The 25,621-nt window shown below is 71.6% G+C and carries 27 protein-coding genes; 14 read left to right on the forward strand and 13 right to left on the reverse strand.

Annotation, left to right across the window (positions count from 1 at the left end; all coding sequences use genetic code 11):
* Positions 1–15: 15 nt before the first annotated feature.
* From ABEB03_RS18955 to ABEB03_RS18965, 3 genes are all read left to right on the forward strand, one after another.
* Positions 16–951 (forward strand): coiled-coil domain-containing protein, encoded by a 936-nt coding sequence (locus tag ABEB03_RS18955; RefSeq protein WP_028804254.1) that lies wholly within the window; start codon positions 16–18, stop codon positions 949–951.
* Between the two features lie 114 nt (positions 952–1,065).
* Positions 1,066–2,034, forward strand: coding sequence for an ABC transporter ATP-binding protein (locus tag ABEB03_RS18960; RefSeq protein WP_345650133.1), 969 nt, complete (start codon positions 1,066–1,068; stop codon positions 2,032–2,034).
* Positions 2,035–2,036: 2 nt separating this feature from the next.
* On the forward strand, positions 2,037–2,807 hold the full coding sequence (locus ABEB03_RS18965) for an ABC transporter permease (protein WP_345650136.1): 771 nt from the start codon (positions 2,037–2,039) through the stop codon (positions 2,805–2,807).
* A gap of 118 nt (positions 2,808–2,925) precedes the next feature.
* Here the strand turns inward: ABEB03_RS18965 and ABEB03_RS18970 are convergent, their stop codons facing one another.
* Positions 2,926–3,930, reverse strand: a complete 1,005-nt coding sequence (locus tag ABEB03_RS18970; RefSeq protein WP_345650138.1) for a hypothetical protein — start codon at positions 3,928–3,930, stop codon at positions 2,926–2,928.
* 169 nt (positions 3,931–4,099) lie between these two features.
* Here ABEB03_RS18970 and ABEB03_RS18975 point away from each other — a divergent pair, with 169 nt between their 5' ends.
* From ABEB03_RS18975 to ABEB03_RS18985, 3 genes are all read left to right on the forward strand, one after another.
* On the forward strand, positions 4,100–4,981 hold the full coding sequence (locus ABEB03_RS18975; protein WP_345650141.1) for a hypothetical protein: 882 nt from the start codon (positions 4,100–4,102) through the stop codon (positions 4,979–4,981).
* Positions 4,982–5,239: 258 nt separating this feature from the next.
* Entirely contained in the window at positions 5,240–6,508 is a 1,269-nt protein-coding gene (locus tag ABEB03_RS18980; RefSeq protein WP_345650144.1) for an ABC transporter ATP-binding protein, read from the forward strand.
* A complete protein-coding gene (locus tag ABEB03_RS18985; protein WP_345650146.1) occupies positions 6,505–7,350 on the forward strand; it encodes an ABC transporter permease in 846 nt (281 codons plus the stop codon). Before ABEB03_RS18980 ends, ABEB03_RS18985 begins: the two co-directional genes overlap by 4 nt.
* An 83-nt stretch (positions 7,351–7,433) precedes the next feature.
* Here ABEB03_RS18985 and ABEB03_RS18990 read toward each other — a convergent pair whose 3' ends face one another.
* Positions 7,434–7,706 carry a hypothetical protein gene (locus tag ABEB03_RS18990; protein ID WP_345650148.1) on the reverse strand — a complete coding sequence of 91 codons (273 nt, stop codon included), beginning with the start codon at positions 7,704–7,706 and terminating at the stop codon, positions 7,434–7,436.
* 134 nt (positions 7,707–7,840) lie between these two features.
* The gene (locus ABEB03_RS18995) at positions 7,841–8,179 is read right to left on the reverse strand and encodes an ATP/GTP-binding protein (protein WP_095936696.1); all 339 of its coding nucleotides are present in this window, start codon (positions 8,177–8,179) and stop codon (positions 7,841–7,843) included.
* 221 nt (positions 8,180–8,400) lie between these two features.
* On the opposite strand from ABEB03_RS18995, the gene ABEB03_RS19000 reads away from it, so the two are divergent.
* Positions 8,401–9,429 (forward strand): LLM class flavin-dependent oxidoreductase, encoded by a 1,029-nt coding sequence (locus tag ABEB03_RS19000; protein ID WP_345650152.1) that lies wholly within the window; start codon positions 8,401–8,403, stop codon positions 9,427–9,429.
* 102 nt (positions 9,430–9,531) lie between these two features.
* Here ABEB03_RS19000 and ABEB03_RS19005 read toward each other — a convergent pair whose 3' ends face one another.
* Positions 9,532–9,924 carry an SCO5389 family protein gene (locus ABEB03_RS19005; protein ID WP_028804246.1) on the reverse strand — a complete coding sequence of 131 codons (393 nt, stop codon included), beginning with the start codon at positions 9,922–9,924 and terminating at the stop codon, positions 9,532–9,534.
* A 244-nt stretch (positions 9,925–10,168) separates the two neighbouring features.
* Here ABEB03_RS19005 and nucS point away from each other — a divergent pair, with 244 nt between their 5' ends.
* Positions 10,169–10,840: an endonuclease NucS gene (gene nucS, locus ABEB03_RS19010; RefSeq protein ID WP_095936694.1), complete on the forward strand. Its 672-nt coding sequence runs from the start codon at positions 10,169–10,171 to the stop codon at positions 10,838–10,840.
* A gap of 82 nt (positions 10,841–10,922) precedes the next feature.
* On the opposite strand, the gene ABEB03_RS19015 is transcribed toward nucS, so the two are convergent.
* From ABEB03_RS19015 to ABEB03_RS19030, 4 genes are all read right to left on the reverse strand, one after another.
* The gene (locus tag ABEB03_RS19015) at positions 10,923–13,466 is read right to left on the reverse strand and encodes an ATP-binding protein (protein ID WP_345650162.1); all 2,544 of its coding nucleotides are present in this window, start codon (positions 13,464–13,466) and stop codon (positions 10,923–10,925) included.
* Positions 13,467–13,702: 236 nt separating this feature from the next.
* Positions 13,703–14,026, reverse strand: coding sequence for an STAS domain-containing protein (locus tag ABEB03_RS19020; RefSeq protein WP_028804243.1), 324 nt, complete (start codon positions 14,024–14,026; stop codon positions 13,703–13,705).
* Between the two features lie 191 nt (positions 14,027–14,217).
* Positions 14,218–15,066: a 3-hydroxyacyl-CoA dehydrogenase family protein gene (locus ABEB03_RS19025; RefSeq protein WP_095936692.1), complete on the reverse strand. Its 849-nt coding sequence runs from the start codon at positions 15,064–15,066 to the stop codon at positions 14,218–14,220.
* A 210-nt stretch (positions 15,067–15,276) separates the two neighbouring features.
* A complete protein-coding gene (locus ABEB03_RS19030; RefSeq protein ID WP_345650169.1) occupies positions 15,277–15,918 on the reverse strand; it encodes a TetR/AcrR family transcriptional regulator in 642 nt (213 codons plus the stop codon).
* Positions 15,919–15,999: 81 nt separating this feature from the next.
* Between ABEB03_RS19030 and ABEB03_RS19035 the strand changes: the two genes are divergently transcribed.
* From ABEB03_RS19035 to ABEB03_RS19045, 3 genes are read left to right on the forward strand one after another with little or no spacing between them, the layout of a single operon-like run.
* Positions 16,000–16,782: an ABC transporter ATP-binding protein gene (locus ABEB03_RS19035; protein ID WP_345650172.1), complete on the forward strand. Its 783-nt coding sequence runs from the start codon at positions 16,000–16,002 to the stop codon at positions 16,780–16,782.
* Between the two features lie 10 nt (positions 16,783–16,792).
* The gene (locus ABEB03_RS19040) at positions 16,793–17,542 is read left to right on the forward strand and encodes an ABC transporter permease (RefSeq protein ID WP_345650175.1); all 750 of its coding nucleotides are present in this window, start codon (positions 16,793–16,795) and stop codon (positions 17,540–17,542) included.
* Positions 17,543–17,555: 13 nt separating this feature from the next.
* Positions 17,556–18,128, forward strand: a complete 573-nt coding sequence (locus ABEB03_RS19045) for a cob(I)yrinic acid a,c-diamide adenosyltransferase (RefSeq protein WP_345650178.1) — start codon at positions 17,556–17,558, stop codon at positions 18,126–18,128.
* 145 nt (positions 18,129–18,273) lie between these two features.
* Here the strand turns inward: ABEB03_RS19045 and ABEB03_RS19050 are convergent, their stop codons facing one another.
* From ABEB03_RS19050 to ABEB03_RS19070, 5 genes are read right to left on the reverse strand one after another with little or no spacing between them, the layout of a single operon-like run.
* Positions 18,274–18,465: a hypothetical protein gene (locus tag ABEB03_RS19050; RefSeq protein ID WP_345650181.1), complete on the reverse strand. Its 192-nt coding sequence runs from the start codon at positions 18,463–18,465 to the stop codon at positions 18,274–18,276.
* Positions 18,465–18,851: a hypothetical protein gene (locus ABEB03_RS19055; RefSeq protein WP_345650184.1), complete on the reverse strand. Its 387-nt coding sequence runs from the start codon at positions 18,849–18,851 to the stop codon at positions 18,465–18,467. Before ABEB03_RS19055 ends, ABEB03_RS19050 begins: the two co-directional genes overlap by 1 nt.
* Positions 18,852–18,902: 51 nt before the next feature.
* Entirely contained in the window at positions 18,903–20,366 is a 1,464-nt protein-coding gene (locus ABEB03_RS19060) for a HAMP domain-containing sensor histidine kinase (RefSeq protein ID WP_345650187.1), read from the reverse strand.
* The gene (locus ABEB03_RS19065) at positions 20,363–21,043 is read right to left on the reverse strand and encodes a response regulator transcription factor (RefSeq protein ID WP_345650190.1); all 681 of its coding nucleotides are present in this window, start codon (positions 21,041–21,043) and stop codon (positions 20,363–20,365) included. Before ABEB03_RS19065 ends, ABEB03_RS19060 begins: the two co-directional genes overlap by 4 nt.
* Before the next feature lie 15 nt (positions 21,044–21,058).
* Positions 21,059–21,640, reverse strand: a complete 582-nt coding sequence (locus ABEB03_RS19070; protein ID WP_345650193.1) for a hypothetical protein — start codon at positions 21,638–21,640, stop codon at positions 21,059–21,061.
* 153 nt (positions 21,641–21,793) lie between these two features.
* On the opposite strand from ABEB03_RS19070, the gene ABEB03_RS19075 reads away from it, so the two are divergent.
* From ABEB03_RS19075 to ABEB03_RS19085, 3 genes are all read left to right on the forward strand, one after another.
* Entirely contained in the window at positions 21,794–22,978 is a 1,185-nt protein-coding gene (locus ABEB03_RS19075; protein ID WP_345650196.1) for a sensor histidine kinase, read from the forward strand.
* On the forward strand, positions 22,975–23,616 hold the full coding sequence (locus ABEB03_RS19080; protein WP_345650199.1) for a response regulator transcription factor: 642 nt from the start codon (positions 22,975–22,977) through the stop codon (positions 23,614–23,616). Before ABEB03_RS19075 ends, ABEB03_RS19080 begins: the two co-directional genes overlap by 4 nt.
* Positions 23,617–23,762: 146 nt before the next feature.
* A complete protein-coding gene (locus tag ABEB03_RS19085) occupies positions 23,763–25,598 on the forward strand; it encodes a glycoside hydrolase family 18 chitinase (protein WP_345650202.1) in 1,836 nt (611 codons plus the stop codon).
* Positions 25,599–25,621: the final 23 nt, after the last annotated feature.

A 25,621-nucleotide genomic window follows, 5' to 3' on the forward strand; every position in this document is an offset into this window, starting at 1 on the left:
TTCGACAGGAACCCCATGAGCGACACTTCCCCCTACGGCTTCGAGCTTGTGCGGCGTGGGTACGACCGCGCGCAGGTGGACGAACGCATCTCGAAGCTCGTCTCCGACCGTGACAGCGCTCTGGCCCGCATCACTGCTCTGGAAAAGCGCATCGAGGAGCTCCACCTCGAAACGCAGAACGCCCAGGCCCAGGTCACCGACGCAGAGCCGTCGTACGCGGGTCTCGGCGCGCGGGTCGAGAAGATCCTCCGCCTCGCCGAGGAGGAGGCGAAGGACCTGCGCGAGGAGGCCCGTCGCGCTTCCGAGCAGCACCGCGAGCTCGCCGAGTCGGCGGCCCAGCAGGTGCGCAACGACGCAGAATCGTTCGCCGCGGACCGCAAGGCCAAGGCGGAGGACGAGGGCGTCCGGATCGTCGAGAAGGCCAAGAGCGACGCCTCCCAGCTGCGCTCCGACGCGCAGAAGGACGCGCAGTCCAAGCGTGAGGAGGCGGACGCCCTCTTCGAGGAGACCCGCGCCAAGGCCGCGCAGGCCGCCGCGGACTTCGAGACGAACCTCGCCAAGCGCCGCGAGCAGTCGGAGCGGGACCTGGCCTCGCGTCAGGCCAAGGCCGAGAAGCGTCTCGCGGAGATCGAGCACCGCGCCGAGCAGCTCCGCCTGGAGGCCGAGAAGCTGCGCACGGACGCCGAGCGCCGCGCCCGCCAGACGGTGGAGACGGCTCAGCGCCAGGCCGAGGACATCGTGGCCGACGCGAACGCCAAGGCCGACCGGATCCGTTCGGAATCCGAGCGCGAGCTCGCGGCCCTCACCAACCGCCGCGACTCGATCAACGCCCAGCTCACCAACGTCCGCGAGATGCTCGCGACGCTCACGGGCGCCGCGGTGGCCGCTGCCGGCACGCCGGCCGAGGACGAGCCGATCTCCCGTGGTGTTCCGGCCCAGCAGTCCCGGTAACCGCAGGACCGGCTGACGACGCCGCAGGCCCGCACCCTCTCCTCGGGGGTGCGGGCCTTCGTCGTGCCGGGAGCTCAAGTGGCAGGCCCCTGCACCCCGTCTTAGCGTGGCCGCATGATCGAACTCGTGGGGCTGACCAAGCGGTACGGCGAGAAGGTGGCGGTCAACAACCTCACCTTCACCGTCAGACCGGGCATCGTGACGGGCTTCCTCGGCCCGAACGGCGCCGGCAAGTCCACCACGATGCGGATGGTGCTCGGGCTCGACCACCCCACCACGGGCGACGTACGGATCGACGGCCGCCACTACGACCATCTCAAGGACCCGCTCAAGTACATCGGCGCCCTGCTGGACGCGAAGGCCATGCACGGCGGGCGCAGCGCCCTCAACCACCTGCTGTGCCTGGCCCAGAGCAACGGCATCCCGAGGGCGCGGGTGCACGAGGTCCTCGACACGGTGGGGCTCACCGCGGTGGCGAGGAAGAAGGCGAAGGGCTTCTCGCTCGGCATGGGCCAGCGGCTCGGCATCGCGGGCGCGCTGCTCGGTGACCCGCGGATCCTGATGTTCGACGAACCGGTCAACGGCCTCGACCCCGAGGGCATCCACTGGATCCGCAACCTGATGAAGTCCCTCGCCGCCCAGGGGCGTACGGTCTTCGTCTCCTCGCACCTGATGAGCGAGATGGCGCTGACCGCCGACCACCTGGTCGTCATCGGCCAGGGCCGGCTGCTCGCCGACACGTCCATGGCGGACTTCATCCAGCAGAACTCGCGGTCCTACGTGCGGATCCGCTCCCCGCAGCGCGAGCGGCTGCTCGACGTGCTGCACGGCGCGGGCATCACCGTCGTCGAGTCGGGCAGCGGCACGCTGGAGGTGGACGGCGGCAAACCGGAGCACATCGGGGAGCTGGCCGCCCAGCACCAGATCGTGCTGCACGAGCTCAGTCCGCAGCAGGCCTCCTTGGAGGAGGCCTTCATGCAGCTGACCGCGGAGTCGGTGGAGTACCACGCGCACGCGGACACCCCGCACGCACCGCCGGAGCCCCGCCGGGAGTGGGGCAGCGACTGGAAGAGGGGGGCCTGACCATGGCCGCGTCCCAGGTCCTACGGTCCGAGTGGACCAAGATCCGGTCGGTCTCGTCGACGGTGTGGACGCTGAGTCTCGCCGCGGTCGTCACGATCGCCCTGGGCATCCTGATCTCGCTGCTGTCGAAGAACGAGTTCGACCGGATGAGCGTGAAGGACCGGCTGTCCTTCGACCCCACGTTCATCAGCTTCGCCGGCATGAGCCTCGGGCAGCTCGCGATGATCGTGTTCGGGGTGCTGGTGGTGAGCAACGAGTACAGCACCGGCATGATCCGTACGTCGCTCGCCGCCGTGCCGCAGCGCGGCATGTTCCTGTCCGGCAAGATCACGGTCGCCGCGGTGCTCGCCCTCGTGGTCGGACTCGTCACCAGCTTCGTCGCCTTCTTCCTCGGTCAGGCCGCGCTCGGCCCGCACCGGGCGTCGATCGGTGACCCCGGTGTCCTGCGCGCGGTGATCGGCGGCGGGCTGTACATGACGCTGATCGCCGTGTTCTCGATGGGCGTCGCGACGATGCTGCGCAGTCCGATGCTCTCGCTGGGCATCCTGATGCCGTTCTTCTTCCTGATCTCCAACATCCTGGGCGCGGTCTCCGCGACCAAGAAGGTGGGCCGCTACCTGCCCGACCAGGCCGGCAGCAAGATCATGCAGGTGGTGACGCCGCTCGGCGACGACACCCCCTACGGGCCCTGGGGCGGCTTCGGGATCATGGTGCTGTGGGTGATCGCGGCGCTGCTCGGGGGGTACGCGCTGCTGAAGAAGCGGGACGCGTAGCGCTCACCCCGCGGCGGGCCGCACCGCCGCACGGGCGTACGGGTCCTCGCCGTCCTGGCGGGCTCCGGCGGGCCCCTCTCGGCCCTTCCGGTACTCGCCGTCCGGGCGGTCCCGGCCCTCAGTCCTCGGGATCCTGGCCGTCCGGGCGGGGCGCGTCAGGGTCCCGGCCGTCCGGGCGGGGCGCCAGCAGGCCGTCGAAGTCCGTCCACCCCTCCCAGCGCCAGACGTCCTTGTCGAGTTCGGGCTCGAGGGGCACGAAGCGGCCGAGCTCGAAGTCGCCGGCCTCCAGGTCGAACCAGCGCTCGTCGGCGACCTCGGTGCCCAGGCCCACGGTCCGCGCGGTCAGCCGCACGAGCAGTTTCACACCGCGGGAGTCCGACAGGTCCTTGCCCTGGATGTGCCGGAACGGCAGCTCGGACACCGGCGCCTGGACGGGTATCCACACGGTGAACGGCGCCCCGCGCTCGACCGCCAGCCAGTAGCGCTCGTCGGCCGGCTCGCCCTGCGCGTCCAGCACCTTCAGCCACTGTTTGTAGATCACGAGGCTGCCGTCGTGCGGGGACTCCTCCAGGTAGCGCAGGTGCGCCCGGGCCCGCAGGTCCACGACCGAGAGGTTGTCGAAGCGGTTGTAGAAGCGGACGGCGATGATCGCGTCGTCGCTGTGGGCGTGCCGACGCGAGTAGCCGGGGAAGTCCGCGGTCCAGGCCTGCGAGATGCTGGCCCGCTGCCGCCAGACGAAGGGCCGCAGCGCGAACAGCTTGATCAGGACGATGCCGAGGAGCACCGCGGGCGCCAGCGCGCCGGTGACGGAGGCGACCGTGGCGAGCAGCTGGTGCGCGGTGCTGTCCGGTTCGGGGTTGAGGTTGTCGGTGCCGACGCTGGCGCGCAGCACGGACAGGCTGAGGTCGAACAGCCGCTCGCCGTCCGAGAAGCGCTGCGCCATCGACCGCGCCGAGTGCTCGGTCAGGGTCCAGCCGACCGCGATGAGCACGGAGAGCCCGGCCAGCGCGCCGAGCGTCATGAGGACCAGGGCGTGGACCGTGCGGCCGGCGATCCACCAGCGAACGGACGTACGGAACCGCGGATGCGCCCGGCCTCGCCCCGAGCGCCTCAGTAAGCTCAACTCACATCCCCCGTAGCCGACTTGGTCCCACTCGTACAATGGGACGGCATCATTCCCGGTGTCCGTTCCGGCCAACCCCGTCCACGTGGGGAGACGAGCCCCCGCCCCGGGTACATCCCGCGTGGAAGGCTGTGCCCGTATCGCGCGACCACCCCCGAAGGGCGTCACCGTGACGACGAAGGACCGAAGCCTCGAGGCGCTGGGCCTGGACGACGTGCCCGCGAAGAAGCCGCTGACCTATCCCGGCCGCCCCACGACGGAGCCGTCCCTGCTGACCGGCGGGGAGCTGCTCCAGCTCGACGTACGGCCGCTGCGCCTGGGCGAGTGGTACGTGGAGGAGCGGCAGGAGCAGCAGCGGCTCGACGAGGCGCTCGCCGACCTCGGCCAGGTGGCCACGGGGCGCCGCCACCCGGTCATCGCCGTCGGCTCCAACGCCTCCCCCGGCCAGGTCGCCCACAAGCTGACCCGGCTCGGGATCCCCGCGACGGTGCCGATGGTCCCGGTGCGCGTGCACGGCATCGCGGTGGGCTGCTCGGGGCACATCAGCCCGGCGGGCTATGTGGCGGGGACGCCCTACGTGGACCGGGACGCCTCGGCCACGCTGGTGGTGACCTGGCTGGATTCGACGCAGCTGAAGGCGGTCGACGACACCGAGTTCCCCGACTACCGGCGGGCGATACTCCCGGGCGACGCGTTCGCGATGACGATGCCGTCCGGGGAGCGCCTCGGCGGCGCGTACATCTACTTCAGCGCGCACGGAGTGCTCGCCGACCCGGCCACCGGACGGCCGCGCGCGGGCGGCGGCGACCAGGCCGAGCTGCTCGCCCACCTGCTCGCGGACTCGGCGCGGCTGCGCGAGCTGCTCGGGCCCGACCCGGCCACCTGGGTGCGGCGCGCCGGCGCCGACCGGTCGCTGCGGGAGCGGGGCACGCGGATCTTCGGCGAGGAGGGCTGGGTCCTGCCGCAGACCGACTTCCTGCCCTACGTCGACGATTCGGCGGACCTGCGGCTGTACGACGACCTGCCGCCGTTGGGCGACTCGCTGCCGTAGCGCACGCCGGGCGAGGACCCAGGGGGCCGGCTTCCGCCGTGCCTCCGGGCCCTTCGGGACGTTGCCGGAACACGGCGGTTTCTGCCCCTCGGGGTTCCGTTTCGCCCCTGGCCTGCGAAGACGCGTACCTGACAACGCGAGCGTGTGACCTGCGTAGTTTTACTTTCCCTTGAGTGGAACCGTCAGCGCCCCGATATCCTCCTAACCCTTACGGGGGCGTGTGCCCCGACGTCCTGAACCTTTCGATGGGTGCGGAGCATGATCGAGGCAGTCGGCCTGACGAAGCGCTACGGCGCCAAGACGGCCGTGTACAACCTTTCCTTCCAGGTGCGGCCGGGCGCCGTCACCGGCTTCCTCGGGCCCAACGGCTCGGGCAAGTCGACCACCATGCGGATGATCCTCGGCCTGGACAACCCCACCTCGGGGCATGTGACCATCGGCGGCTTCCCCTACCGCAAGCTGCCGAACGCGCCCCGTCAGGTCGGCGCGCTGCTCGACGCCAAGGCCGTGCACGGTGGCCGCCACGCCCGTAACCACCTGCTGTGCCTGGCCCAGCTGTCCGGCATCCCCGCCCGCCGGGTGGACGAGGTGCTCGGTGTCGTCGGCCTCCAGGACGTCGCGAAGAAGCGCTCCAAGGGCTTCTCGCTCGGCATGGGGCAGCGGCTCGGCATCGCCGCCGCGCTCCTCGGCGACCCGCAGGTGCTGCTCTTCGACGAACCGGTCAACGGCCTCGACCCCGAGGGCATCCTCTGGGTCCGCAACCTGATGAAGTCCCTCGCGGCGGAGGGCCGGACGGTCTTCGTCTCCTCGCACCTGATGAGCGAGATGGCGCTGACCGCCGACCACCTGATCGTGATCGGCCGCGGCCAGCTGCTCGCCGACATGAACATCAAGGACTTCATCTCCCACAACTCGGCCGACTTCGCGCGGGTCCGCACCCCGGACACCGAGCCCCAGCAGCGCGAGAAGCTCACCGCCGCGCTGACGGAGGCCGGCGGCCAGGTGCTGCCCGAGCAGGACGGCGCCCTGCGGGTCACCGGTCTGCCGCTGCCCCGCATCAGCGACCTCGCACACTCCGCCGACGTGCGCCTCTGGGAGCTGTCGCCCCATCAGGCCTCGCTGGAGGAGGCGTACATGCGGATGACGCAGGGCGCCGTCGACTACCGCTCGACCATCGACCAGAAGGCCGGTCTCCAGCAGGAGCTGCCACCGGGCGCCGTGCCCCAGCCGCAGATGCCGGTCGCCGGCCAGGGCCAGCCGGGCTGGTACGCCCCGCCGCCGCCCCAGCAGGGCGGGCAGCCGTTCTCGATGCCGCAGGGGCAGCCCGGTCCCTACGGCGCCCCCGCGGGCGGCGCTCCGGGCCCGTACGGCGCTCCGTCCGCACCCGCGGGCGCGGACGCCAACCCGTACGCCCAGTCCGCGCCCCAGGCGCCCGCACAGGCCCCCGCGCAACCGCCCGCCGCACCGGCTGTTCCCGCCGCTCCCGCCGCCGCACCCGACCTGACCAAGCCCGAGGACGCCCGATGAGCACGCCCCAGCCCCCGATGCCGCAGCAGGCGGCCGCTGCCCCCAACTGGCAGGCGGCGCCCGGCGCTTCGTACACCTCGCCGATCCCGGTCACCCGTACCCACATCGGTCACGCGCTCACCTCCGAGTGGACGAAGATCAAGTCGGTGCGCTCCACGATGTGGACGCTCGGCATCTTCCTGCTTCTCGTGATCGGCATCGGCTTCCTGGTCGCCGCGCAGACCACGAACGAAGACTTCAGCGACGTCCCGTACACCATCCCGGCCTTCTTCGGCCTGATGCTCGGGCAGATCTGCCTGATCACCCTGGGCGTCCTGGTGGTCTCGTCCGAGTACGGGACGGGCATGATCCGTACGACCTTCACGGCCTCCCCGCAGCGTCACCGGGTGCTCGCCGCGAAGCTGATCATCTTCTTCGCGGTGGCGTTCGTCGTATCGGCCTTCTCGATCGCCCTGGTCGGCATGATGACCTCCGGGATGCACGGCGGCTCCTCGGGCGTCGGCTGGGGCGGTTCGGTGATCATGGGTGCGCTGTACGTCTCGCTGCTCGGCGCCCTCGCGCTCGCGGTCGGCTCGATGCTGCGCCACTCGGCCGGAGCGATCACCACCATGCTCGGTGTGGTGCTCGTGCCCGCGATCATGCCCGCGTTCCTGATGATGTCCGACAGCATGCGCACCATCGGCGAGAAGATGCAGGAGTACAACGCGCCCAACGCCCTCGCCCGGATCTTCCAGCTGGACACCGAGAGCGGTCACGGCGGGGCACAGCTCGGCCTGCTCGCCGGGGTCACGGCCGCGGCGATCGTCGGCGCGTTCGTGCTGCTGGAGCGCCGGGACGTGTGAGTCCGCCCCCGAAGAGGGGCGCGCGAAGGCGACGGGGCGAAGGTCGTGAAGACCTTCGCCCCGTCGCCTTTTCTCCGTGCCCGTCACACCCCGCCGTCGGTGGCACCCGCGTCCGCCCCGGCACGGCTGTCCGCGGGGGCCTGGTCGGCCGCACCTTGGTCGGTGGCGCCTTGGTCGCTCGCACCCTGGTCGGTCGCCGTCTGGTCGGTCGCGTCCTGCTCAGTGACGCCCTGCTCCTGACCCTGCTCCTGCTGCGCCGGGTCCGTGCCCTGCTGGCCGTCGGTTCCCTGCTGGCCGTCGCTTCCCTGCTGCGCCGCCTCCGGAGCCTCGGTCTTCCGGCGAGATCCGCACTTCAAGTAGGCCCGCATCCCGCGGCGGGGTCACGCTCCGAGGATTCGGGGCCCGACGGCACACGAGACCGCGGGTGAAAGCCGTGCCGACGACCCGCACGAGCCACCGGCACCTGCTTCGGCCGGGCTCTGGGGCCCCTCTAGAACCTGGGCGCGTTACGGGACCGCTGCACCCGCGAGGTACGGCGGTCCTTCGCGTTCCAGCAGGCCTTGTGCCAGTGGCGCCGCTCGTCGACGCCCGAGTGCTCCGGCCACGCCACCACATGCGGTACGCCCGAGGGGATCATCTGGTCGCAGCCGGGGCAGCGGTACGTCTTGCCCTCGGCGCTCGCGCCCGCGACGTGGCGCACGCTCCACTCCTCGCCCTGCCAGCTCTCCGTGGACTGCCAGCCGCCGTAGCGGTCGGCCCGGTCGTCCTCTGCGGACGCGCTGCGGCCAGGGCTGCCGGCGCCCTTCGAACGGTTGCGACGCGGGGACACGGAACACCTCACGGAGCTATACAGGGAGCAGCGGCCATGTCCAGCCTACGCGGCGCGCACAGGGGTACACGTACTCCTCCAACCCGCACAGATCCCCCACCGGGCGGCCCATTTCGCAGACAATCCGCAAATCTCTCCGCCAGGCCGTGACTTCGGCACGTGTCACGCGGTTATGCCGGGTGGGGGAGCTCCGTGTCGGAGCCGAGGAAGCAGGAAGTGCCATGCACGTTGGAAGTTTTGTACTGGCAGCGCAGTTCCCGGGACAGGGCCACGGGGAGGCCCTGCACCGCGCGGTGCGGTCCGCCGAGGCCGCGGAGGAGGCGGGCCTCGACTCGGTCTGGCTGGCCGAACACCACTTCGTGCCGTACGGCACGTGCCCGTCGGCCGTCACGCTCGCCGCGTATCTGCTCGGCCGCACCAGCCGGATCCGCGTCGGCACGGCGGTCAGTGTGCTGCCCACCGCACATCCCGTGGCGCTCGGCGAACAGGCCGCGCTGCTGCACCTCACGTCCGGCGGACGGTTCTCGCTGGGCGTCGGGCGCGGCGGCCCCTGGGTCGACCTGGAGGTCTTCGGCTCGGGTCTCGACGCGTACGAGAAGGGGTTCCCGGAATCACTCGATCTGCTGGTGCGCTGGCTGCGCGAGCCGGCCGTGGCGAGCGACTCCGGACGCTTCCGGTTTCGTGAAGTCCCCGTGGTTCCCCGGCCGTCGGAGGCGCTGAGCGGTGTCCCCGGTCCCGAGGTGGTCGTCGCCTGCACCTCTCCGGCGAGCGTGCGGCTCGCCGCGGAGCGCGGGCTGCCGATGCTCCTCGGCATGCATGTCGGGGACGAGGAGAAGGCCGAAATGGTGGCCCTGTGGCGGCAGTGCGCGCGTGTGGCGGGACGCCCGGCGGACGAGGTGTACGGGGCGGCCCATGTGTCCGCGGGTGTCTGCCAGATCGCGGACCGCCGTACCGACGCCGTCGAAACGCTCGTCAAGGCCATGCCGGGCTGGCTCAAGCACGGCCTGGAGGCCCATGTGACGGTCGACGGCCGCGCTCGCTCCATGCGCGACCCCCTGGCGTACACCGAACTGCTCTGCGGTCTCCACCCGGTGGGGACTCCACGCCTTTGCGCCGACCGGCTCGCGGCGACCTCGGAGCGCACCGGCATCACCCGCTTCGCCCTGCTGGTGGAAGGCTCGGGAGACCTCGCGGCGACCGAGGAGAACGTCCGCCGGCTCGGGGCCGAAGTACTGCCCCACCTCGGCTGACGTGACGCGGCCGGCCCCAAGGGCCGGACGTGCGGGGAGCTTGCCGCCCAGTACGAATGCACCTCCCGCGTACGGAGCGGCAAGCCATACGGCATCACCGTGTCAGCAGTCCCGGAACTCCGGGGACTGGTTCAGCACCTGACTGCGGACCGAGGTGAAGCGTGCCAGCGTGTCGTCCACCGAGGCGTCCAGCGGGAACACCGCCACCCGGTGGCAGTTCTGAAAGGCCAGCCGCACTCCGAAGTGCCGCTGCAGCGCGCCGCGAATCGCGTCACTCGCGAGCGCACGCAGCAGCTGCCCACGTGCCTGCTCGTCCGGCGGGGGCGTCTGGTTGTCGGCGAAGTTGCCGCCGTCCACCTTCAGCTGGGCCACCAGGGAGCTGATCATCTCCCACGCGTAGGGCAGGGAGGTCCGGACGCAGTCGACGAATTCAGCTTCGTCGACCTCGCCTCGCTCGGCCTGTTCGAGTAGGGCCGGTGAGACGTCGAGCGACATGGGTTCTCCTCTCGCACCCCCAGACCTCGGGGGTTGCCGGACAGGGACAGGGAATTCGCGATGTCGAACACGGTGAGTACACACACCGCGACCTCCCGTTTATACGGTAAGCAACGGACGGTGACGGCACCAGGAGAATGCGCACATAGCGAACTCCCAGTAGGCACACAATCAGCCACCGCGGAACATGCGCCTTCCAGGGCGAATCGCGTGCACCCGGGCCCGTCGAGTAGCGTTGCCGACCATGCGTCTCGTCATTGCCCGCTGTTCCGTGGACTACGCGGGCCGGCTCACCGCCCATCTCCCGTCGGCCCCCCGCCTCATCCTGGTGAAGGCGGACGGCAGCGTCTCGATCCATGCCGACGACCGGGCCTACAAGCCCCTCAACTGGATGTCGCCGCCCTGCACGCTGAAGGAGGGTTCCGGTGACGAGGAAGGCACCTGGACCGTCATCAACAAGGCGGGCGAGAAGCTCATCATCACGATGGAGGAAGTCCTCCACGACTCCTCGCACGAACTCGGCGTCGATCCCGGCCTGATCAAGGACGGCGTGGAAGCGCACCTCCAGGAGCTCCTCGCCGACCGCATCGAGACGCTCGGCGAGGGCTACACGCTCATCCGCCGCGAGTACATGACGGCCATCGGCCCGGTCGACATCCTGTGCCGGGACGCGGAGGGCCGGACCGTCGCCGTGGAGATCAAGCGGCGCGGCGAGATCGACGGCGTCGAGCAACTCACCCGCTATCTCGAGCTGTTGAACCGCGACCCGCACCTCGCGCCGGTGCGCGGTGTCTTCGCCGCCCAGGAGATCAAGCCGCAGGCCCGCGTCCTCGCCACCGACCGCGGCATCGGCTGCACGGTCCTGGACTACGACGCGCTGCGCGGCATCGAGGACGACAAGCTTCGGCTGTTCTGACCCCCTGAGGGTCCCGCCGGAGCATGGGAGAGGGCCCGCACCGTCCGTGGACGGTGCGGGCCCTCTCCCATGCCCTGTGCGGTCAGATCAGCGCGCCACCGGGCGACGCGGCGGTGCCGCTGCTCGCCGGCCCGCTGCTCTCGGGGGCGCTGGCCGTGGTGGTGGCCGGTGCGCTCGACGCGGGGCCGCTCGCGCTGTCCGACGTGGTCGGTGTCGTCGACGGCGTGGTGGTCGTCGGCGTCTCCGTCGGCGTCGGGGTCGAGGGCGTCGTCGGGGGCTTCGACGTGGACGTCGGAGGCTTCGAGGTGGACGACGGCGGCTTGGACGTGGACGACGGCGGCTTCGACGACGAGGACGGCGGCTTGGTCGACGGCTTCGAGCTGTGCGAACCGCTTGGTTCGTCGGACGGTTCACCGCTGTCGGTCGCCGACGGCGGCGTCGGGTCGTCCGACGTCCCGTAGGTGCCGTCGGGGCCCGGGTCGGTGGGCGTGGGCGCCGTCCCCGTGTCGGAGTCGCCGCCCTTCTTCGCCTTGTCCGCGCCCAGGCTGTCGTCGTCGCCGCCCTGGGTGGCCGAGGGGTTGACGCCGACCTTCTCGGACGGGGGGTTGTCCTCGTGGTTCGAGGTCGCGCCGAGCGTCACCACGGTGCCGAGCACCGCGACGAGGAGCGCGCCGGCCCCGGCCGCCACCAGATTGCGGCGGGTGCCGCTGACCAGACGGCCCGCGACGCCCATGGGCTTGCCCGCGGAACGGTCGGGCTCCACCCGGTGGGTGACCAGCGTGGTGGGTTCGGCGGGCGGCTCGGCGAGCACGAAGGCGGCCGGCACTCCGCCGGGCGGCGACGCCGACTCCTCGTAGCGCGCGCCGGACACCTCCTCCCCGGCAGCGGTGCTGGCGCCGGACCCGACGGTCCCGGAGCGGTCGGCGACCAGCGCGAGGGCGCGGCGGCCCGCGACGGTGCCGCGCTTGTCGGCGAGCGCGCCGCGCAGCCCGATGGACGCCTCCAGCTCGGCGCGGGCCCGGTCGAGCTGGCCCCCACAGAGCGCGAGAATGCCCAACTCGTGGTGGAAGTAGGCCTGTTCGGCGACCTCGCCGGAGAGCCGGGACGCCTCGGAGCCGGCCCGCAGCATGCGTTCCCAGGCGCTCCAGTGCAGGCCGGCGGCGAAGGCGGGCGCCGCGGTGCGGGCCAGCCGCACGCCCTGGTTCTCCTCGTCCTCGTCGTCGAGCGGAGCCGTGGAGAGCGGCACGAGCACGGTCAGGGCGGCGAGCAGGGCGTCGGCCTCGGCGCACACCCGTTCCGGGGTGACCGAGGGGTGGCCGGCCCACCAGGTGTAGTGCCGGGCGGCGGTGAGGGCGCGCTCCTCCAGGTCGTCCGTGTATCCGGCGGCCTCCAGCTGGGTGAGCACGCCGGCGGCGAGCCGGTAGCGGGAGCCGACCGGGGAGACCAGCGCGCAGTTCGCGAGCTCGGCGAGCGCGGCGTCGGCGTGGGTGTCGCCGACGAGTGCGGGCAGGTGTGCCTGGTGCGGGACCTCGCCGCCGAGCGCGACGGCGAAGCGCAGGGTGGAGCGCGCCGAGTCGCTCAGCCGGGACGCGAGCAGCGCGGCGGGCGCGGCCCCCTCGGCGAGCGAGGGCAGCGGTACGTCGTGGCCGTCGCCGGCCTCGAAGGGCGCGTCGACCGGCGCCTCCTGGAAGACGCCGAACTCGTCGAAGGCCTCCTCGCTGGCCCGCAGCCGGTCGCGCTGCCGCAGCAGCGCCCCGGCCTGCACGAAGCGCAGGGGCAGGCCCTCGGACTCGAACCAGAGGTCGCCCGCCCAGTTCGCCTCGTCCTCGGTCAGCTCGCGCCCCACGGCCCGTTGGAGCAGTTCCAGGCCGCCGCTGCGGTCGAGGCCGCCGAGGAGCACCTCTTCGAGGAGCGAGTCGGCGGTCGGCGCGGGGACGTCGGGGGTGGCGGCGATCAGGAAGGCGCACTCGGGAGTGGCGTCGAGCAGTTCGTCGAGCGCGCTGCCGCCGATCTCGGCGTCGTCGAGGACGACGACCGCGCCGATCTCGTGGACGTGCCGGAGCAGCTCTTCGTGCCCCGGGCGGTACAGGGGTGCGGAGTAGACGGCCGTGAAGAGGTCGTGCAGCAGGTCGGCCGCGGTGCGCCGGTGGCCGGAGAGGCGGACGACGCCGTCGGGGGCGAGATCCGCGCAGTCGTCGGCGACGGCGTCGAGCAGGCTTGTGCGGCCCGATCCCGACGGCCCGGTCAGACGCACCGAGCGTCCGCGCGCGAGGAGGCGTACGAGCCGCTCACGCTCCTCCTGGCGCTCCAGGAGCGGCAGCCGGGGCTGCGCCGGGCCGGGTGGCACCGGCGGCCGGCCGGCGCGGGCCGGCTCGGCCCGCTCGGCGGCGCTGAACTTCACCGGCGGCTGCGGCCGCTCGTTCGGCGGGCAGTTCTCTATCTCGCTGCCGTCGACGGGATTGACCGTGAGCAGGAAGTCGCCCGCGACGAGCTGGACGGTGCGGGCGAGTGCGGGCGAGTGCTGACCGAGGTCAGCGGTGAGCGGGTCACGAGGCGGGCGCGAACGAGGCGCCTGGCCGTCGTCTTCATGGCCGTACTCTTCGGGTCCCCGGTTGTTCGGGTCCATGTTCCAAGCCCCCCAAAAGCGTCGTGTGCCAAGCCCCTCCCGGCCTTGCTGCACACCGCGCTGTCGCTTCTGGTCCGGTGCCCGCTCTCAGGGTTTCGGGCGGCGGGCAGCCGAACCCTAAACCTTCGCACAGTATCTATGAACAGGCGGGGTACCGCGCCGTCCGAGACGTCACAGCTTCGTGAGGATTGTGCGCGTGGTGCCTTTGGTACGCCGGTCGGGACGGGTACGAGGGCTCACACCCGGGGCAGGGAGTCGACGCCGATGCCGCCCTCGATCGCCAGGATCCGGTGCAGCCGGGTGGCGACGAGCAGGCGTTGCATCTGTGGTGGCACGCCGCGCAGCACGAGCCGTCGCCCGCACCGCCCGGCCCGCCGGTGGGCTCCCATGATGACGCCGAGTCCGGTGGCGTCCCAGGAGTCCAGTTCGGACAGGTCCAGCACCAGGTCGCCGGCTCCGTCGTCGACGGCCGAGTGCAGGACGGTACGGGCGTCCGCCGCGCTGCGTACGTCGAGGCGGCCCCCGACGACCAGCTCGGCGTGGTCGCCCCTGATGTACATATGCGCTCCCCGAGAGTGCGTCTCGTACTCCGCGTTGTGTCTGTGTTGCATCGTCTGACTGGCTGAGGCCCGCAGAGGTTGCCGTCTGTAAGCGAACCGATACCGAATTCACCTCATGGAGTGATGCTCCAGAGGCTCGTGCGGATTCCGTGCCGGATGCGGCGCCCGGTGTCCGGACGCCGCGTGGTCGTTCAGTGCTTGTAGAAGCCCTGCCCGCTCTTGCGCCCGATGTCACCGGCGTCAACCATCCGGCGCATCAGCTCCGGCGGTGCGAACTTCTCGTCCTGGGTCTCGGTGTAGATGTTGCCGGTGGCGTGCAGCAGGATGTCGACGCCCGTCAGGTCGGCCGTGGCCAGCGGGCCCATGGCGTGTCCGAAGCCCAGCTTGCAGGCCAGGTCGATGTCCTCGGCGGTCGCCACGCCGGACTCGTACAGCTTCGTCGCCTCGACGACGAGGGCCGAGATGAGGCGCGTCGTGACGAAGCCGGCCACGTCACGGTTGACGACGATGCAGGTCTTGCCGACGGACTCGGCGAACTCCCGCGCGGTGGCGAGCGCTTCGTCGCTCGTCTTGTAGCCGCGGACCAGCTCGACGAGCTGCATCATCGGGACCGGCGAGAAGAAGTGCACGCCGACGACACGCTCCGGTCGCTCGGTGACCGCCGCGATCTTGGTGATCGGGATCGCGGAGGTGTTGGAGGCGAGGACGGCGTCGTCGCGGACGATCTTGTCGAGCGTCCGGAAGATCTCGTGCTTGACCTCGAGCTTCTCGAAGACGGCCTCGACGACGATGTCGGCGTCGGCGGCCGCGTCCAGGTCGGTGGTGGCGGTGATGCGCGCGAGCGCCGCGTCGGCGTCGGCCGCTTCCAGCTTGCCCTTGCTCACGAACTTGTCGTACGAGGCCTTGATGCCGTCGAGCCCACGGGTGAGGGCCTCGTCGGTGACATCGCGCAGGACGACGTCCCAGCCCGCCTGGGCGGAGACCTGGGCGATGCCGGACCCCATGAGTCCGGCTCCGATGACGGCAAGCTTCCGTGCCACTCCGACTCCCCTACTGCGTTTCCCCGGGGGACGCCCCCCGGACCCCCAGCCGAAAGAAAGGTCAGCTGGGTCGACCGGCGCTGACTTCGCAAGGCGACCCCGGGTAACCCTGAGTTGCCTCTCCGGCGGACCCTAGCGCTCGTGAGGGCCTGTGTGACCGGTAAGTAATGCGCGTCACGTCTCATCTGACGGACATCACACCGGCACGGGTCATTGCGCCCCCCGTACGGCGTAGTTGAGGACCTTCTCGCTCAAAAGGTCCTCCATGTCGTCGAGGAGGACGAGCACCTCGCGTGACACTTCGCCCGGATCGCGACCGGCCATCATCTTCCTGCCGATGACGGACATCACGGTCTGGTGGATCCAGTTGATCTGGCCGGCCACCAGACCGGGCAGCGGGTCGTCGTCGGGCACGCCGGTCTCCTCGCGCAGCGCCTCCTCCAGGTTGTCGAGGACCTCCTGGGAGATCGCCCACAACCGCGAGCGGAGCGCGGGGGCTTCATGGATGACATGCATGAAGCGGGCATATCCGGCCATCAGTCCGAGCCGGGGCGAGACGGCCTCCACCTCCTCGCGCAGTTCGCGCAGGACCGCCGCGGCGGCGGACTCACCCTTGTTCCGGCCGCGCACCCAGCGCGCCAGCCGGTCGACGACACCCTGGGAGCGGTCGAGGAAGAGGTCCTCCTTGGCCGGGAAGTAGTTGTAGACGGTGTTCACGGAGACGTTGGCCGCGTCCGCGACCTCCGCGACCGTGACCGCGTCGAAGCCCCGTTCCAGGAACAGCCCCGTGGCGACGTCCGAGATGTACTGCCTGGTCTGGCGCTTCTTCCGCTCCCTGAGCCCTTCAGCCATGCCCGCATCGTAACTTTCGCTGGAGCCGCTGAAACCTTGGAGTCATTGCAAAATTTCAGTGACTCTGTTTTTCTGGGCGGCATGGCAATCATCAGCACGGCCGGCCTGGCCCGTACCTTCCGGACGAAGAGCGGCCCCGTGGAGGCGGTGCGCGGCATCGACCTCACCGTGCGGCCGGGCGAGATCCTCGGATTCCTCGGCCCGAACGGCGCGGGCAAGACGACCACGCTCCGGATGCTCACCACCCTGCTCGCGCCGACGGGCGGCGCCGCCACCGTCGCGGGCCACGACCTGGCCACCGATCCGGCCGGGGTGCGCCGGGCCTGCGGCTACGTCGCGCAGTCGGGCGGCGTCGACGGGCAGATCACCGCGCGGGAGGAACTGATCACCCAGGGCCGCCTGTACCGCCTGCCGAAGGACCGAGCCGTGGCGCGCGCAGAGGAACTGGCCCACGACCTCGGCCTGACGGAGCTGCTGGACCGCAGGACGTCGGCGCTCTCCGGCGGGCAGCGGCGCCGCCTGGACATCGCGATGGCCCTCACGCACCGGCCCCTGGTGCTCTTCCTGGACGAGCCGACGACCGGTCTGGACCCGGGCAGCCGCGCCGACCTCTGGGACCTGATCCGCCGTCTGCGCGACGACCACGGCACGACGGTGTTCCTCACCACCCACTATCTGGACGAGGCCGACGCCCTCTCCGACCGCCTGGTGATCGTCGACCGGGGCGTGGTCGCCGCCGAGGGCACGCCGGACGCCTTGAAACTCGCGTACGCCGGCTCGGCCGACGCCTCGCTCCAGGACACCTTCCTCGCCGTCACCGGACGCGGGCCGGCCCCGGCCGACACCGCCCCCGTAGCCGTATAGGACCGCCCCGATGCTTCTTCACGACACCGCCCTCATCTACGGCCGCTACCTGCGCCAGTCGCTGCGCTCACGCTTCGCGCTGCTCTTCGGCGTGCTGATGCCCCTGCTCTACCTGCTGTTCTTCGGCCCTCTGCTCACCGGGCTGCCGCTGGGCGCGCGAGGCAGCTCGTGGCAGCTGCTCGTGCCCGGCCTGCTGCTCCAACTCGGTCTGTTCGGCGCCGCGTTCGCGGGCTTCTCCGTCATCATCGAGAACGGGCAGGGGGTGCTGGAGCGAATGCGGGTGACACCCGTCAGCCGGCTCGCCCTGCTGCTCGGCCGGGTGCTGCGCGACGCCACCGTCTTCGTCTTCCAGGCGGTGCTGCTGGTGCTGGCCGCGGTGGCGATGGGGCTGCGCGCCCCCCTGCCGGGCGTGCTCATCGGATTCGCGTTCGTCGCGCTGCTCACCGTCTCGCTGGGCTCGCTGTCGTACGCGATGGCGATGAAGGTCGCCACCCCGCAGGAGTTCGGCCCGGCGGTCAACGCCCTGACCATGCCGTCCATGCTCCTGTCCGGCCTGATGCTGCCGATGAGCCTCGCGCCGGGCTGGCTGGACGTGCTCTCCCACTTCGTCCCGTTCCGCTATCTGGTGGACGCGGTGCGCGACGCGTACGTGGGCTCGTACGCCACGGCCCACATGCTGTACGGCGTCGTCGTGGCCCTCGGCTTCACCGCGGTCTCCGTGACGGTGGGCACACGGGTCTTCCGGACGGCCGGAGCGTAACTACGCTGGTCCCATGGTCAATCTGACACGCATCTACACCAGGACCGGCGACCAGGGCACCACGGCCCTCGGCGACATGAGCAGGGTCGCCAAGACCGACCTGCGGATCTCGGCGTACGCCGACGCCAACGAGGCGAACGCGGTGATCGGCACGGCGATCGCGCTCGGCGGACTCGACGAGGAGATCATCACGGTCCTCACCCGTGTGCAGAACGACCTGTTCGACGTGGGCGCGGACCTGTCGACGCCGGTGGTCGAGAACCCGCAGTTCCCGCCGCTGCGGGTGGAGCAGTTCTACGTCGACAAGCTGGAGGCGGACTGCGACCGCTTCAACGAGCGGCTGGAGAAGCTGCGCTCCTTCATCCTGCCCGGCGGCACTCCCGGAGCGGCGCTGCTGCACCAGGCCTGCACGGTGGTCCGCCGTGCGGAGCGGTCCACGTGGGCCGCGCTGGAGGTGCACGGCGAGGCCATGAACCCGCTCACCGCGACCTACCTCAACAGGCTGTCCGACCTGCTGTTCATCCTCGCCCGCACGGCGAACGGCGAGGTCGGGGACGTGCTCTGGGTTCCGGGCGGCGAGCGCTAGCCTTCCGCGCCCGAAGTCATCGGGACGGCGAGGGGCGCCCCGGCCGGTCCGCGTCACGCGGACCGATAGGCCGTGGGCGCTCCTCGCCTTCTTCTTTCCCGCGCTCCTCGCCTTCTTCTTTCCCGCGGTCACCGGCCCGCGCCCGTCACCTGTCGGTGCGCGCGTCCCGGTCGGCCTCCGCCGCCGCCGACTCGGCGGCGTCCACCTTCTTCTGCATGTCGGCGTACCCCGAAGGGGTCGAGGACGGCGGCTCGTCCGCCGCCCCGTCGTGCGCCCCGCAGCCCACGGCGAGCCCCAGGGCGAGCAGAACCGCCGGCAGGACCCGCGGCGCCCGCATCAGCTCGCCCCGTTGTCGTGGTCAGCGCACCAGGTGCGGACGTCCTTCAGATCCTTCTGCCGCTGCTGAAGCGTCGTCACCAGCGACGTGCGGAAGGTCAGCCGGTCCTTCAGGTAGGTGGCGATCTCGTCGTGACCCGCCTTCTTGGCGTTGGCCACGCGCTGCTCCAGCCGGGCGACCGAGCCACGCCTGCCCGGGCCTGCCTGGAGGCGCTTGAGCGCCCGGTCGATCCGGTGGTCGATCTTCGGTGCCCGCTTGCACAGCGCCTGCGCCCCGTCGCCCGTCGGCCCCGCCGCGGGAGAGCTCTCCGCCGAGGCCGCGCCCGTGACACCCGCGAGCAGTGCCACCGTGGCCAGCCCCGCGATGAGCGGCCGTCGTACGTACATGTGCGTCTCCGTTCCCCGGACGGCCCCGTCGTCCGTCCGCCGCAGCGGAGGCTAGGAGGCGTCCTTGGGGAAACTCTGTGACCGGTTTGCCCCCACTGTGCCGATCAGCCAGTCCCTGCGTCCGGGCAGTTCGCCGCCCGCTCGCGGCAGCCGCACCTCGAAGCGCGCCCCGGTGCCGTCCGGGCCGTCGGCCACCGTGACGCTCCCCCGGTGCAGTGCCGTCTGCTGGGCGACCAGGGTCAGGCCGAGGCCGGAGCCGGTGCTGGCCGGGCCCCGCCGGAAGCGTTCGAAGATCTGGACACGGGCCTCGGGCGGCACCCCCGGTCCGCGGTCGTCCACCGTGATCACCACCTGTTCCCCCGCTCCCCGCACGGCCACCGTCACCTCGGCCGGCCGCTCCGCGTCCCGGCCGTGGGCGAGCGCGTTGGCGAGGAGGTTGTCGAGCAGCAGTCGCAGGCCCGGTTCCCAGCCGTGGACGGTGAGCCCGGGGGCCGCGTCCAGGGTGATCCGGGCTCCGGGGGCGCGCCGCCGGGCCTCGGCCACCGCGGCGTCGGCGGCCTCCGGCAGGTCGACGGTCCGCAGCGCCTCCGCCTCCACCAGGTCACCGCGCCCCAGTTCGCGCAGCATCACCAGCAGGCCGAGCAGCCGGGCGTGTTCGCGGCGCAGGTCGGTGAGGACCTCGGTGCGGTCCGGGTCGGGGAGGTCTGGATGGTCGGCGAGGATGTCGAGGTTGGTGCCCATGCTCATCAGCGGGGTGCGCAGTTCGTGCGAGGCCGCGGTGGCGAAGGAGCGCGCGGTGTCCAGGGCCTCACCGGTGCGCACGGCCTGGGCGTCGTAGCGGGCGAGGACCGTCTGCAGGGTGGCGGCCAGTTCGTCCACCTCGGTCAGCCCGGTCGGCTCGTGGTGCAGCCGCGCGGTGCTGGTCCGCGGGTCGAGGCCGGCGGCGCGACGGTTGAGGCGGCGCAGCGGGCGGCCCGCCCCGGCGGCGACACCCCACGCGAGCAGGCCGGAGAGCGGGGCCGCGAGCAGCGCGGTGGTGACCACGCGCCGGCGCACCAGATGGAGTTGGGCACGGTCGGCGGTGTCCTGCGCGAAGACCCACAGGGTGCCCGAGACACGGGCGCCCGCGACCGGCACGGACAGCGCCCGCCAGCTGTCGCCGTCGGCGCGGACGGTCACCGGAGCGGAAGCATGGTCCGGCAGCGGGACGGAGGGGTCCGGCTGCGGTCCGCCGCTGTACGTCGTCTCCGGTCCGACGACGCGTACGCCGACGTCGAGGGCGGCGCTGTAGAGCCGCCGTTCCCTGGTGTCGGCCGCCTTGGGGCGGTCGTTGGCGCCGGCCCGCAGCAGCGCGAGGGCGTCGGGGACGACGGCCGCGGCCCGCTTGCGCAGGTGGTCGTCCTCCACCCGGTGCAGGTCCCGGGAGACCAGCTGGAGCAGGAGCCAGCCGGAGGCCAGGACGAGCAGTGGCACGGTGAGCCCGACGGCGAGCCCGATGCGGGTCGAGAGCCTCACGCCTCCTCCCGCAGGACGAAGCCCACCCCGCGCACGGTGTGCACCAGCCGCCCTGCGCCGCCGGCCTCCAGTTTGCGGCGCAGATAGCTGACGAAGGTGTCCACGGTGTCGGTGCGCACATCGAAGTCGTAGCCCCACACGCGCTCCAGCAGCTGGTCGCGGGTGAGGACGAGCCCGGCGTTGCGGGCGAGCACCTCGAGGAGTTCGAATTCCCGCCGGGTCAGCTCCAGGGCTCTGCCGTCGCGCTCCGCGGTGCGGGCGGCCGGGTCGACGACCAGGCCCGCCACCCGCAGCACCTCGTGGCCCGTCGGGGGACGGCGGCGCAGCAGGGCGTGCAGCCGGAGCACGAGTTCCTGGAGGGCGAACGGCTTGACCAGGTAGTCGTCGCCGCCCGCCTGGAGTCCGGCGATGCGGTCGGCGGTCTCGTCGAGCGCGGAGAGCATGAGCACCGGCAGGTCCCGCCCGTCGTCGCGGAGCCGGGTGCACACCTCGATGCCGCTCATGCCGGGCATCGAGACGTCCAGGACGAGCACATCCGGCGGCTCTTCGCGGATCTCGTCGAGCGCCTCCGGGCCGCTGTCCGCGGTGCGGACCCGGAAGCCGCTCAGTCGCAGCCCGCGTTCCAGTGACCGTCGTATCGCCGCGTCGTCGTCGACGACCAGCACCGCACCACTCATGCGCCCCGCCCCTCCTCATCGCCCGGTCAGGGTACGGCCCTCCTTCTCGCGGGCGGCAGCGGTGGCCGTGCTCCTCTTGGGCCGGAGCAGGTAGGACAGGGCGATCAGCCCGTGGATCACGACGATCCGCAGGGCGACCCACTGCCAGGAGCGCAGCGGGCCGGTGTCGCCGAAGTCGCCCACGTACCAGACCGCGGACTGGAGCAGGGCGAGCGCGACGGCGGCGGCGGTCAGCGTGCGCAGCCAGAGCCGGCCCTCGTACCGGGCGCGGGCCGTCCCGTGGCGCGGCGGTCTCGGCGGGCGCGGGCCGCCGGCCAGCCGGTGGGCGGCGTGTCCGTCGAGCCATCGGACCGTGAAGTGTCCGTAGCCGACGGTGAAGCCGATGTAGAGCGCCGCCAGGCCGTGTTCCCAGCCCGGCTCGCCCCCGTTCCTGAGGTCGACGGCCGTCGCCACGAACAGCACCACCTCCAGCAGCGGCTCGCACAGCAGCAGCGCCGCGCCGGTGCGCCGCAGTCCCAGCAGGTAGCGGGCCACCAGGCCGGCGGCGAGCAGCACCCAGAAGCCCACCTCGCAGGCGATGACCAGTGCGACGATCACGGTTCGCTCCTCTCGCTCGTCGTTCCAGGCTCGTCGCTGCGGACGCGCGCATCGTCGTCGGCGGTGACGAAACGGCCGTACATCGAAAGATGCAGTCGGGGACCGTCCCCCGGGAGCACGCGGGCGGTCCGGCGGCCGTGTTGGATGGAGGGCATGGCCCAGACGCTCCCCCGCCCGCACCGCGACGACGTGCGCATCGCGGTCGGCGGGCTGCTCGGCGGGCTCACGCTGTGGGGCGTCGGTCTGCACAGCCGTGGCCCGAACGATCCGATGGCGCGCGTCGACCAGGGCTGGGCGGTCCTCGTCCCGCTGGTCGCCCTGGCCGGCTGTGAGCTGATGCGGCGCACCCGGCCGCGGACCGCCCTGCTCATCGGCACGGTCGCCCTCGCGGCGGATCTGCTGACGCGGGGCAACCTGGCCAGCGTGGTGATGTTCACCGACCTGGTGTACGCGGCGGTCCTGTACGGTTCGCCGGCCGCGGCCCGCCGCATTCCCTGGATCACGGGGCTGGTCACGGTGATCTCGACGGTGTGGCCGGTCGCCCTGTGGCGGAGGCCGGAGGGCCTGCTGATCGGGGCGTTCTGCGGTCTGGTGACCTTCACCCCGGCGGCCACCGGCTGGATCGTCCGCAATCACCGTGACACCGCCGTCGCGGAACGGCTGCGGGCCGAACAGACGGCGCTGCTGGCCGAGATGGACCGGGTCCAGGCGGTCACGGCCGAACGAGCCCGAATGGCAAGGGAGTTGCACGACATGGTCGCCAACCACCTGTCCGCCATCGCCATCCACTCCACGGCCGCGCTCTCGCTCCGCGATCCGAGGACGTCCGAGGACGCCCTCGCCGTCATCCGGGAGAACAGCGTCGAGGGGCTCGCCGAGATGCAGCGGCTGATCGGCATCCTGCGCGACGGCAGCGGGGACGACAGGCCGGCCGCGGCGCCCACCCTGGACGGGCTCGGCGCACTGGTGGACGGCGCCCGCGCCAACGGGCTGGACGTCGCGCTCAGCGCCGACCACGGCAAGGTGCCGGCGCCGGTCGAGCTCGCCGCGTACCGCATCGTCCAGGAGTCCCTGACCAACGCGCTCAAGCACGCCGGCTCCGGCCCGGTGACGGTCGCGCTGGCGCTGCGGGACGACTGGCTCACCACGCGGGTCACGAGTCCGTACGCCGACCGGGACCGTCCGCGGGCACCGGGCTCGGGAGCCGGCCTGGTCGGCATGCGGGAACGGGTGGCCCTGCTGCACGGCACGTTCGAGGCCGGTCCCGAGGACTCCCCCGCCGGGAGGGTCTGGACCGTTCGGGCCGCCCTGCCGCTGAACCGAGGAGAAGCCGCATGATCCGGGTGGTCGTCGCCGAGGACCAGTCCGCCGTGCGCGCCGGCCTCGTCCTCATCCTGCGCAGCGCGCCCGACATCGAGGTGGTCGGCGAGGCGGCGGACGGCGAGGAGGCGGTGCGGCAGGCTCGCCTGCTACGGCCGGACCTGGTTCTGATGGACGTGCAGATGCCCCGGCTGGACGGGGTGTCGGCCACCCGTCAGGTCGTCGCCGAGCGGCTCGCCGACGTCCTGGTGCTCACCACCTTCGACCTCGACGCGTACGTGTTCGGTGCGCTGCGCGCGGGCGCCGCCGGCTTCCTGCTGAAGAACACCGAGGCGCGGGACCTGCTGGCGGCGGTACGGACGGTGGCGCGCGGGGAGGGGATCGTCGCGCCGGCGGTCACGCGCCGGCTGATCGCGGAGTTCGCCGCCGGGCCGGTGCGCGAGCCGTCCGCCGATGCTGCCGTGCTGGACGTCCTGACCCGGCGGGAGCGCGAGGTGCTGTCCTGCCTCGGCGAGGGGCTGTCGAACGCGGAGATCGCGGCGCGCCTGGACATGGCGGAGGCGACGGCGAAGACCCACGTCAGCCGTCTGCTGGGGAAGCTTGAGATGCGGAACAGGGTGCAAGCGGCGGTACTGGCACAGGAGTTGGGCGTCTAGCGCGCCGTACTGACACCGCATCACTCTCACTGGTCCAGACCTATTGACCTATGGTCCAGACCTTTCTATTCTCGCCGCACTGCGCTTAGCCATGCCCACGACACCGCCTGCCCCCACAGGCGATCAGACTCAAGAGGAGAGGCATCATGCGCTTCCGGCAGAGAGCCCGACACAGAACCGTGGCAGGGCTCACCACCCTGCTCCTCCCCCTCGCCGCACTGGTCGGCCTCGCGGGCCCCGCCCACGCGGCCGCCGGCGCCAAGGCCACGTACACCAAGACCCAGGACTGGGGTACCGGCTTCGAAGGCAAATGGACGGTCACCAACACCGGGACCACCAGCATCAGTTCCTGGACCGTCGAGTGGGACTTCCCCTCCGGCACGTCGGTCACCTCGGCCTGGGACGCCGACGTCACCTCCTCCGGCAACCACTGGACCGCCAAGAACAAGTCCTACAACGGCACCCTCGCCGCGGGCGCCTCCATCTCCTTCGGCTTCAACGGCTCCGGCTCCGGCTCGCCCTCCAACTGCAAGCTCAACGGCGACAGTTGTGACGGCACCACCGTCCCCGGGGACGCGGCCCCCTCCGCTCCCGGCACCCCGACCGCCTCCGCGATCACCGACACCTCGGTGAAGCTGTCCTGGTCCGCGGCCACCGACGACAAGGGCGTCAAGAACTACGACGTCCTGCGCGACGGCGCCAAGGTCGCGACCGTGACCACGACCTCGTACTCGGACACCGGGCTGACCGCCGGCACCGACTACTCGTACACCGTCCAGGCCCGTGACACCGCCGACCAGACCGGACCGGTCAGCGGCGCGGTCGCCGTGCACACCACGGGCGGCACCACCGACCCGCCGCCCACCGGCGACAAGGTCAGGCTCGGCTACTTCACCGAGTGGGGCATCTACGGCCGCAACTACAACGTCAAGAACCTGGTGACGTCCGGCTCCGCCGCCAAGATCACGCACATCAACTACGCCTTCGGCAACGTCACGAACGGCCAGTGCGCCATCGGCGACTCCTACGCCGACTACGACAAGGCCTTCACCGCCGACCAGTCGGTCAGCGGCACCGCCGACACCTGGGACCAGCCGCTGCGCGGCAACTTCAACCAGCTGCGCCAGCTGAAGGCCAAGTACCCGAACATCAAGGTGCTGTGGTCCTTCGGCGGCTGGACCTGGTCCGGCGGCTTCGCGCAGGCGGCGGCCAACCCGACCGCCTTCGCCCAGTCCTGCTACAACCTGGTCGAGGACCCGCGCTGGGCCGACGTCTTCGACGGCATCGACATCGACTGGGAGTACCCCAACGCCTGTGGCCTGAGCTGCGACACCAGCGGGGCGGCGGCCTACAAGAACCTGATGCAGGCGCTGCGCGCCAAGTTCGGCTCGAACAACCTGGTCACCGCGGCCACCACCGCGGACGGCTCCTCCGGCGGCAAGATCGACGCCGCCGACTACGCGGGCGCCGCGCAGTACGTCGACTGGTACAACGTGATGACGTACGACTTCTTCGGTGCCTGGGCGGCCCAGGGCCCGACGGCCCCGCACTCCCCGCTCACCTCGTACAGCGGCATCCCGACGGCCGGCTTCACCACGGCCGACGCGATCGCCAAGTACAAGGCGAAGGGCGTGCCCGCGAGCAAGCTGCTGATCGGCATCGGCTTCTACGGGCGCGGCTGGACCGGCGTCACCCAGGACGCCCCCGGCGGCACCGCGACCGGACCCGCCGCCGGCACGTACGAGCAGGGCATCGAGGACTACAAGGTCCTCAAGACGTCCTGCCCCGCCACCGGCACCATCGCGGGAACGGCGTACGCGCACTGCGGCAGCAACTGGTGGAGCTACGACACCCCGGCCACCATCGGCACCAAGATGACCTGGGCCAAGAACCAGGGCCTGGGCGGCGCGTTCTTCTGGGAGTTCAGCGGAGACACCAGCAACGGTGAACTCGTCAGCGCCATCAACAGCGGCCTGTCGTAAGAAAGTCGGAACACCCGGGCGGC

This window comes from Streptomyces siamensis, assembly GCF_039543605.1.
Lineage (GTDB): Bacteria > Actinomycetota > Actinomycetes > Streptomycetales > Streptomycetaceae > Streptomyces > Streptomyces siamensis.

Bases quoted from the DNA above. Each gene is read 5' to 3' on its own strand.
- ABEB03_RS18955 (WP_028804254.1), top strand. From the start codon at position 16: ATGAGCGACACTTCCCCCTACGGCTTCGAGCTTGTGCGGCGTGGGTAC.
- ABEB03_RS18960 (WP_345650133.1), top strand. From the start codon at position 1,066: ATGATCGAACTCGTGGGGCTGACCAAGCGGTACGGCGAGAAGGTGGCG.
- ABEB03_RS18965 (WP_345650136.1), top strand. From the start codon at position 2,037: ATGGCCGCGTCCCAGGTCCTACGGTCCGAGTGGACCAAGATCCGGTCG.
- ABEB03_RS18980 (WP_345650144.1), top strand. From the start codon at position 5,240: ATGATCGAGGCAGTCGGCCTGACGAAGCGCTACGGCGCCAAGACGGCC.
- ABEB03_RS18985 (WP_345650146.1), top strand. From the start codon at position 6,505: ATGAGCACGCCCCAGCCCCCGATGCCGCAGCAGGCGGCCGCTGCCCCC.
- ABEB03_RS19000 (WP_345650152.1), top strand. From the start codon at position 8,401: ATGCACGTTGGAAGTTTTGTACTGGCAGCGCAGTTCCCGGGACAGGGC.
- ABEB03_RS19005 (WP_028804246.1), bottom strand. From the start codon at position 9,924: ATGTCGCTCGACGTCTCACCGGCCCTACTCGAACAGGCCGAGCGAGGC.
- nucS (WP_095936694.1), top strand. From the start codon at position 10,169: ATGCGTCTCGTCATTGCCCGCTGTTCCGTGGACTACGCGGGCCGGCTC.
- ABEB03_RS19015 (WP_345650162.1), bottom strand. From the start codon at position 13,466: ATGGACCCGAACAACCGGGGACCCGAAGAGTACGGCCATGAAGACGAC.
- ABEB03_RS19020 (WP_028804243.1), bottom strand. From the start codon at position 14,026: ATGTACATCAGGGGCGACCACGCCGAGCTGGTCGTCGGGGGCCGCCTC.
- ABEB03_RS19030 (WP_345650169.1), bottom strand. From the start codon at position 15,918: ATGGCTGAAGGGCTCAGGGAGCGGAAGAAGCGCCAGACCAGGCAGTAC.
- ABEB03_RS19035 (WP_345650172.1), top strand. From the start codon at position 16,000: ATGGCAATCATCAGCACGGCCGGCCTGGCCCGTACCTTCCGGACGAAG.
- ABEB03_RS19040 (WP_345650175.1), top strand. From the start codon at position 16,793: ATGCTTCTTCACGACACCGCCCTCATCTACGGCCGCTACCTGCGCCAG.
- ABEB03_RS19045 (WP_345650178.1), top strand. From the start codon at position 17,556: ATGGTCAATCTGACACGCATCTACACCAGGACCGGCGACCAGGGCACC.
- ABEB03_RS19050 (WP_345650181.1), bottom strand. From the start codon at position 18,465: ATGCGGGCGCCGCGGGTCCTGCCGGCGGTTCTGCTCGCCCTGGGGCTC.
- ABEB03_RS19055 (WP_345650184.1), bottom strand. From the start codon at position 18,851: ATGTACGTACGACGGCCGCTCATCGCGGGGCTGGCCACGGTGGCACTG.
- ABEB03_RS19065 (WP_345650190.1), bottom strand. From the start codon at position 21,043: ATGAGTGGTGCGGTGCTGGTCGTCGACGACGACGCGGCGATACGACGG.
- ABEB03_RS19075 (WP_345650196.1), top strand. From the start codon at position 21,794: ATGGCCCAGACGCTCCCCCGCCCGCACCGCGACGACGTGCGCATCGCG.
- ABEB03_RS19080 (WP_345650199.1), top strand. From the start codon at position 22,975: ATGATCCGGGTGGTCGTCGCCGAGGACCAGTCCGCCGTGCGCGCCGGC.
- ABEB03_RS19085 (WP_345650202.1), top strand. From the start codon at position 23,763: ATGCGCTTCCGGCAGAGAGCCCGACACAGAACCGTGGCAGGGCTCACC.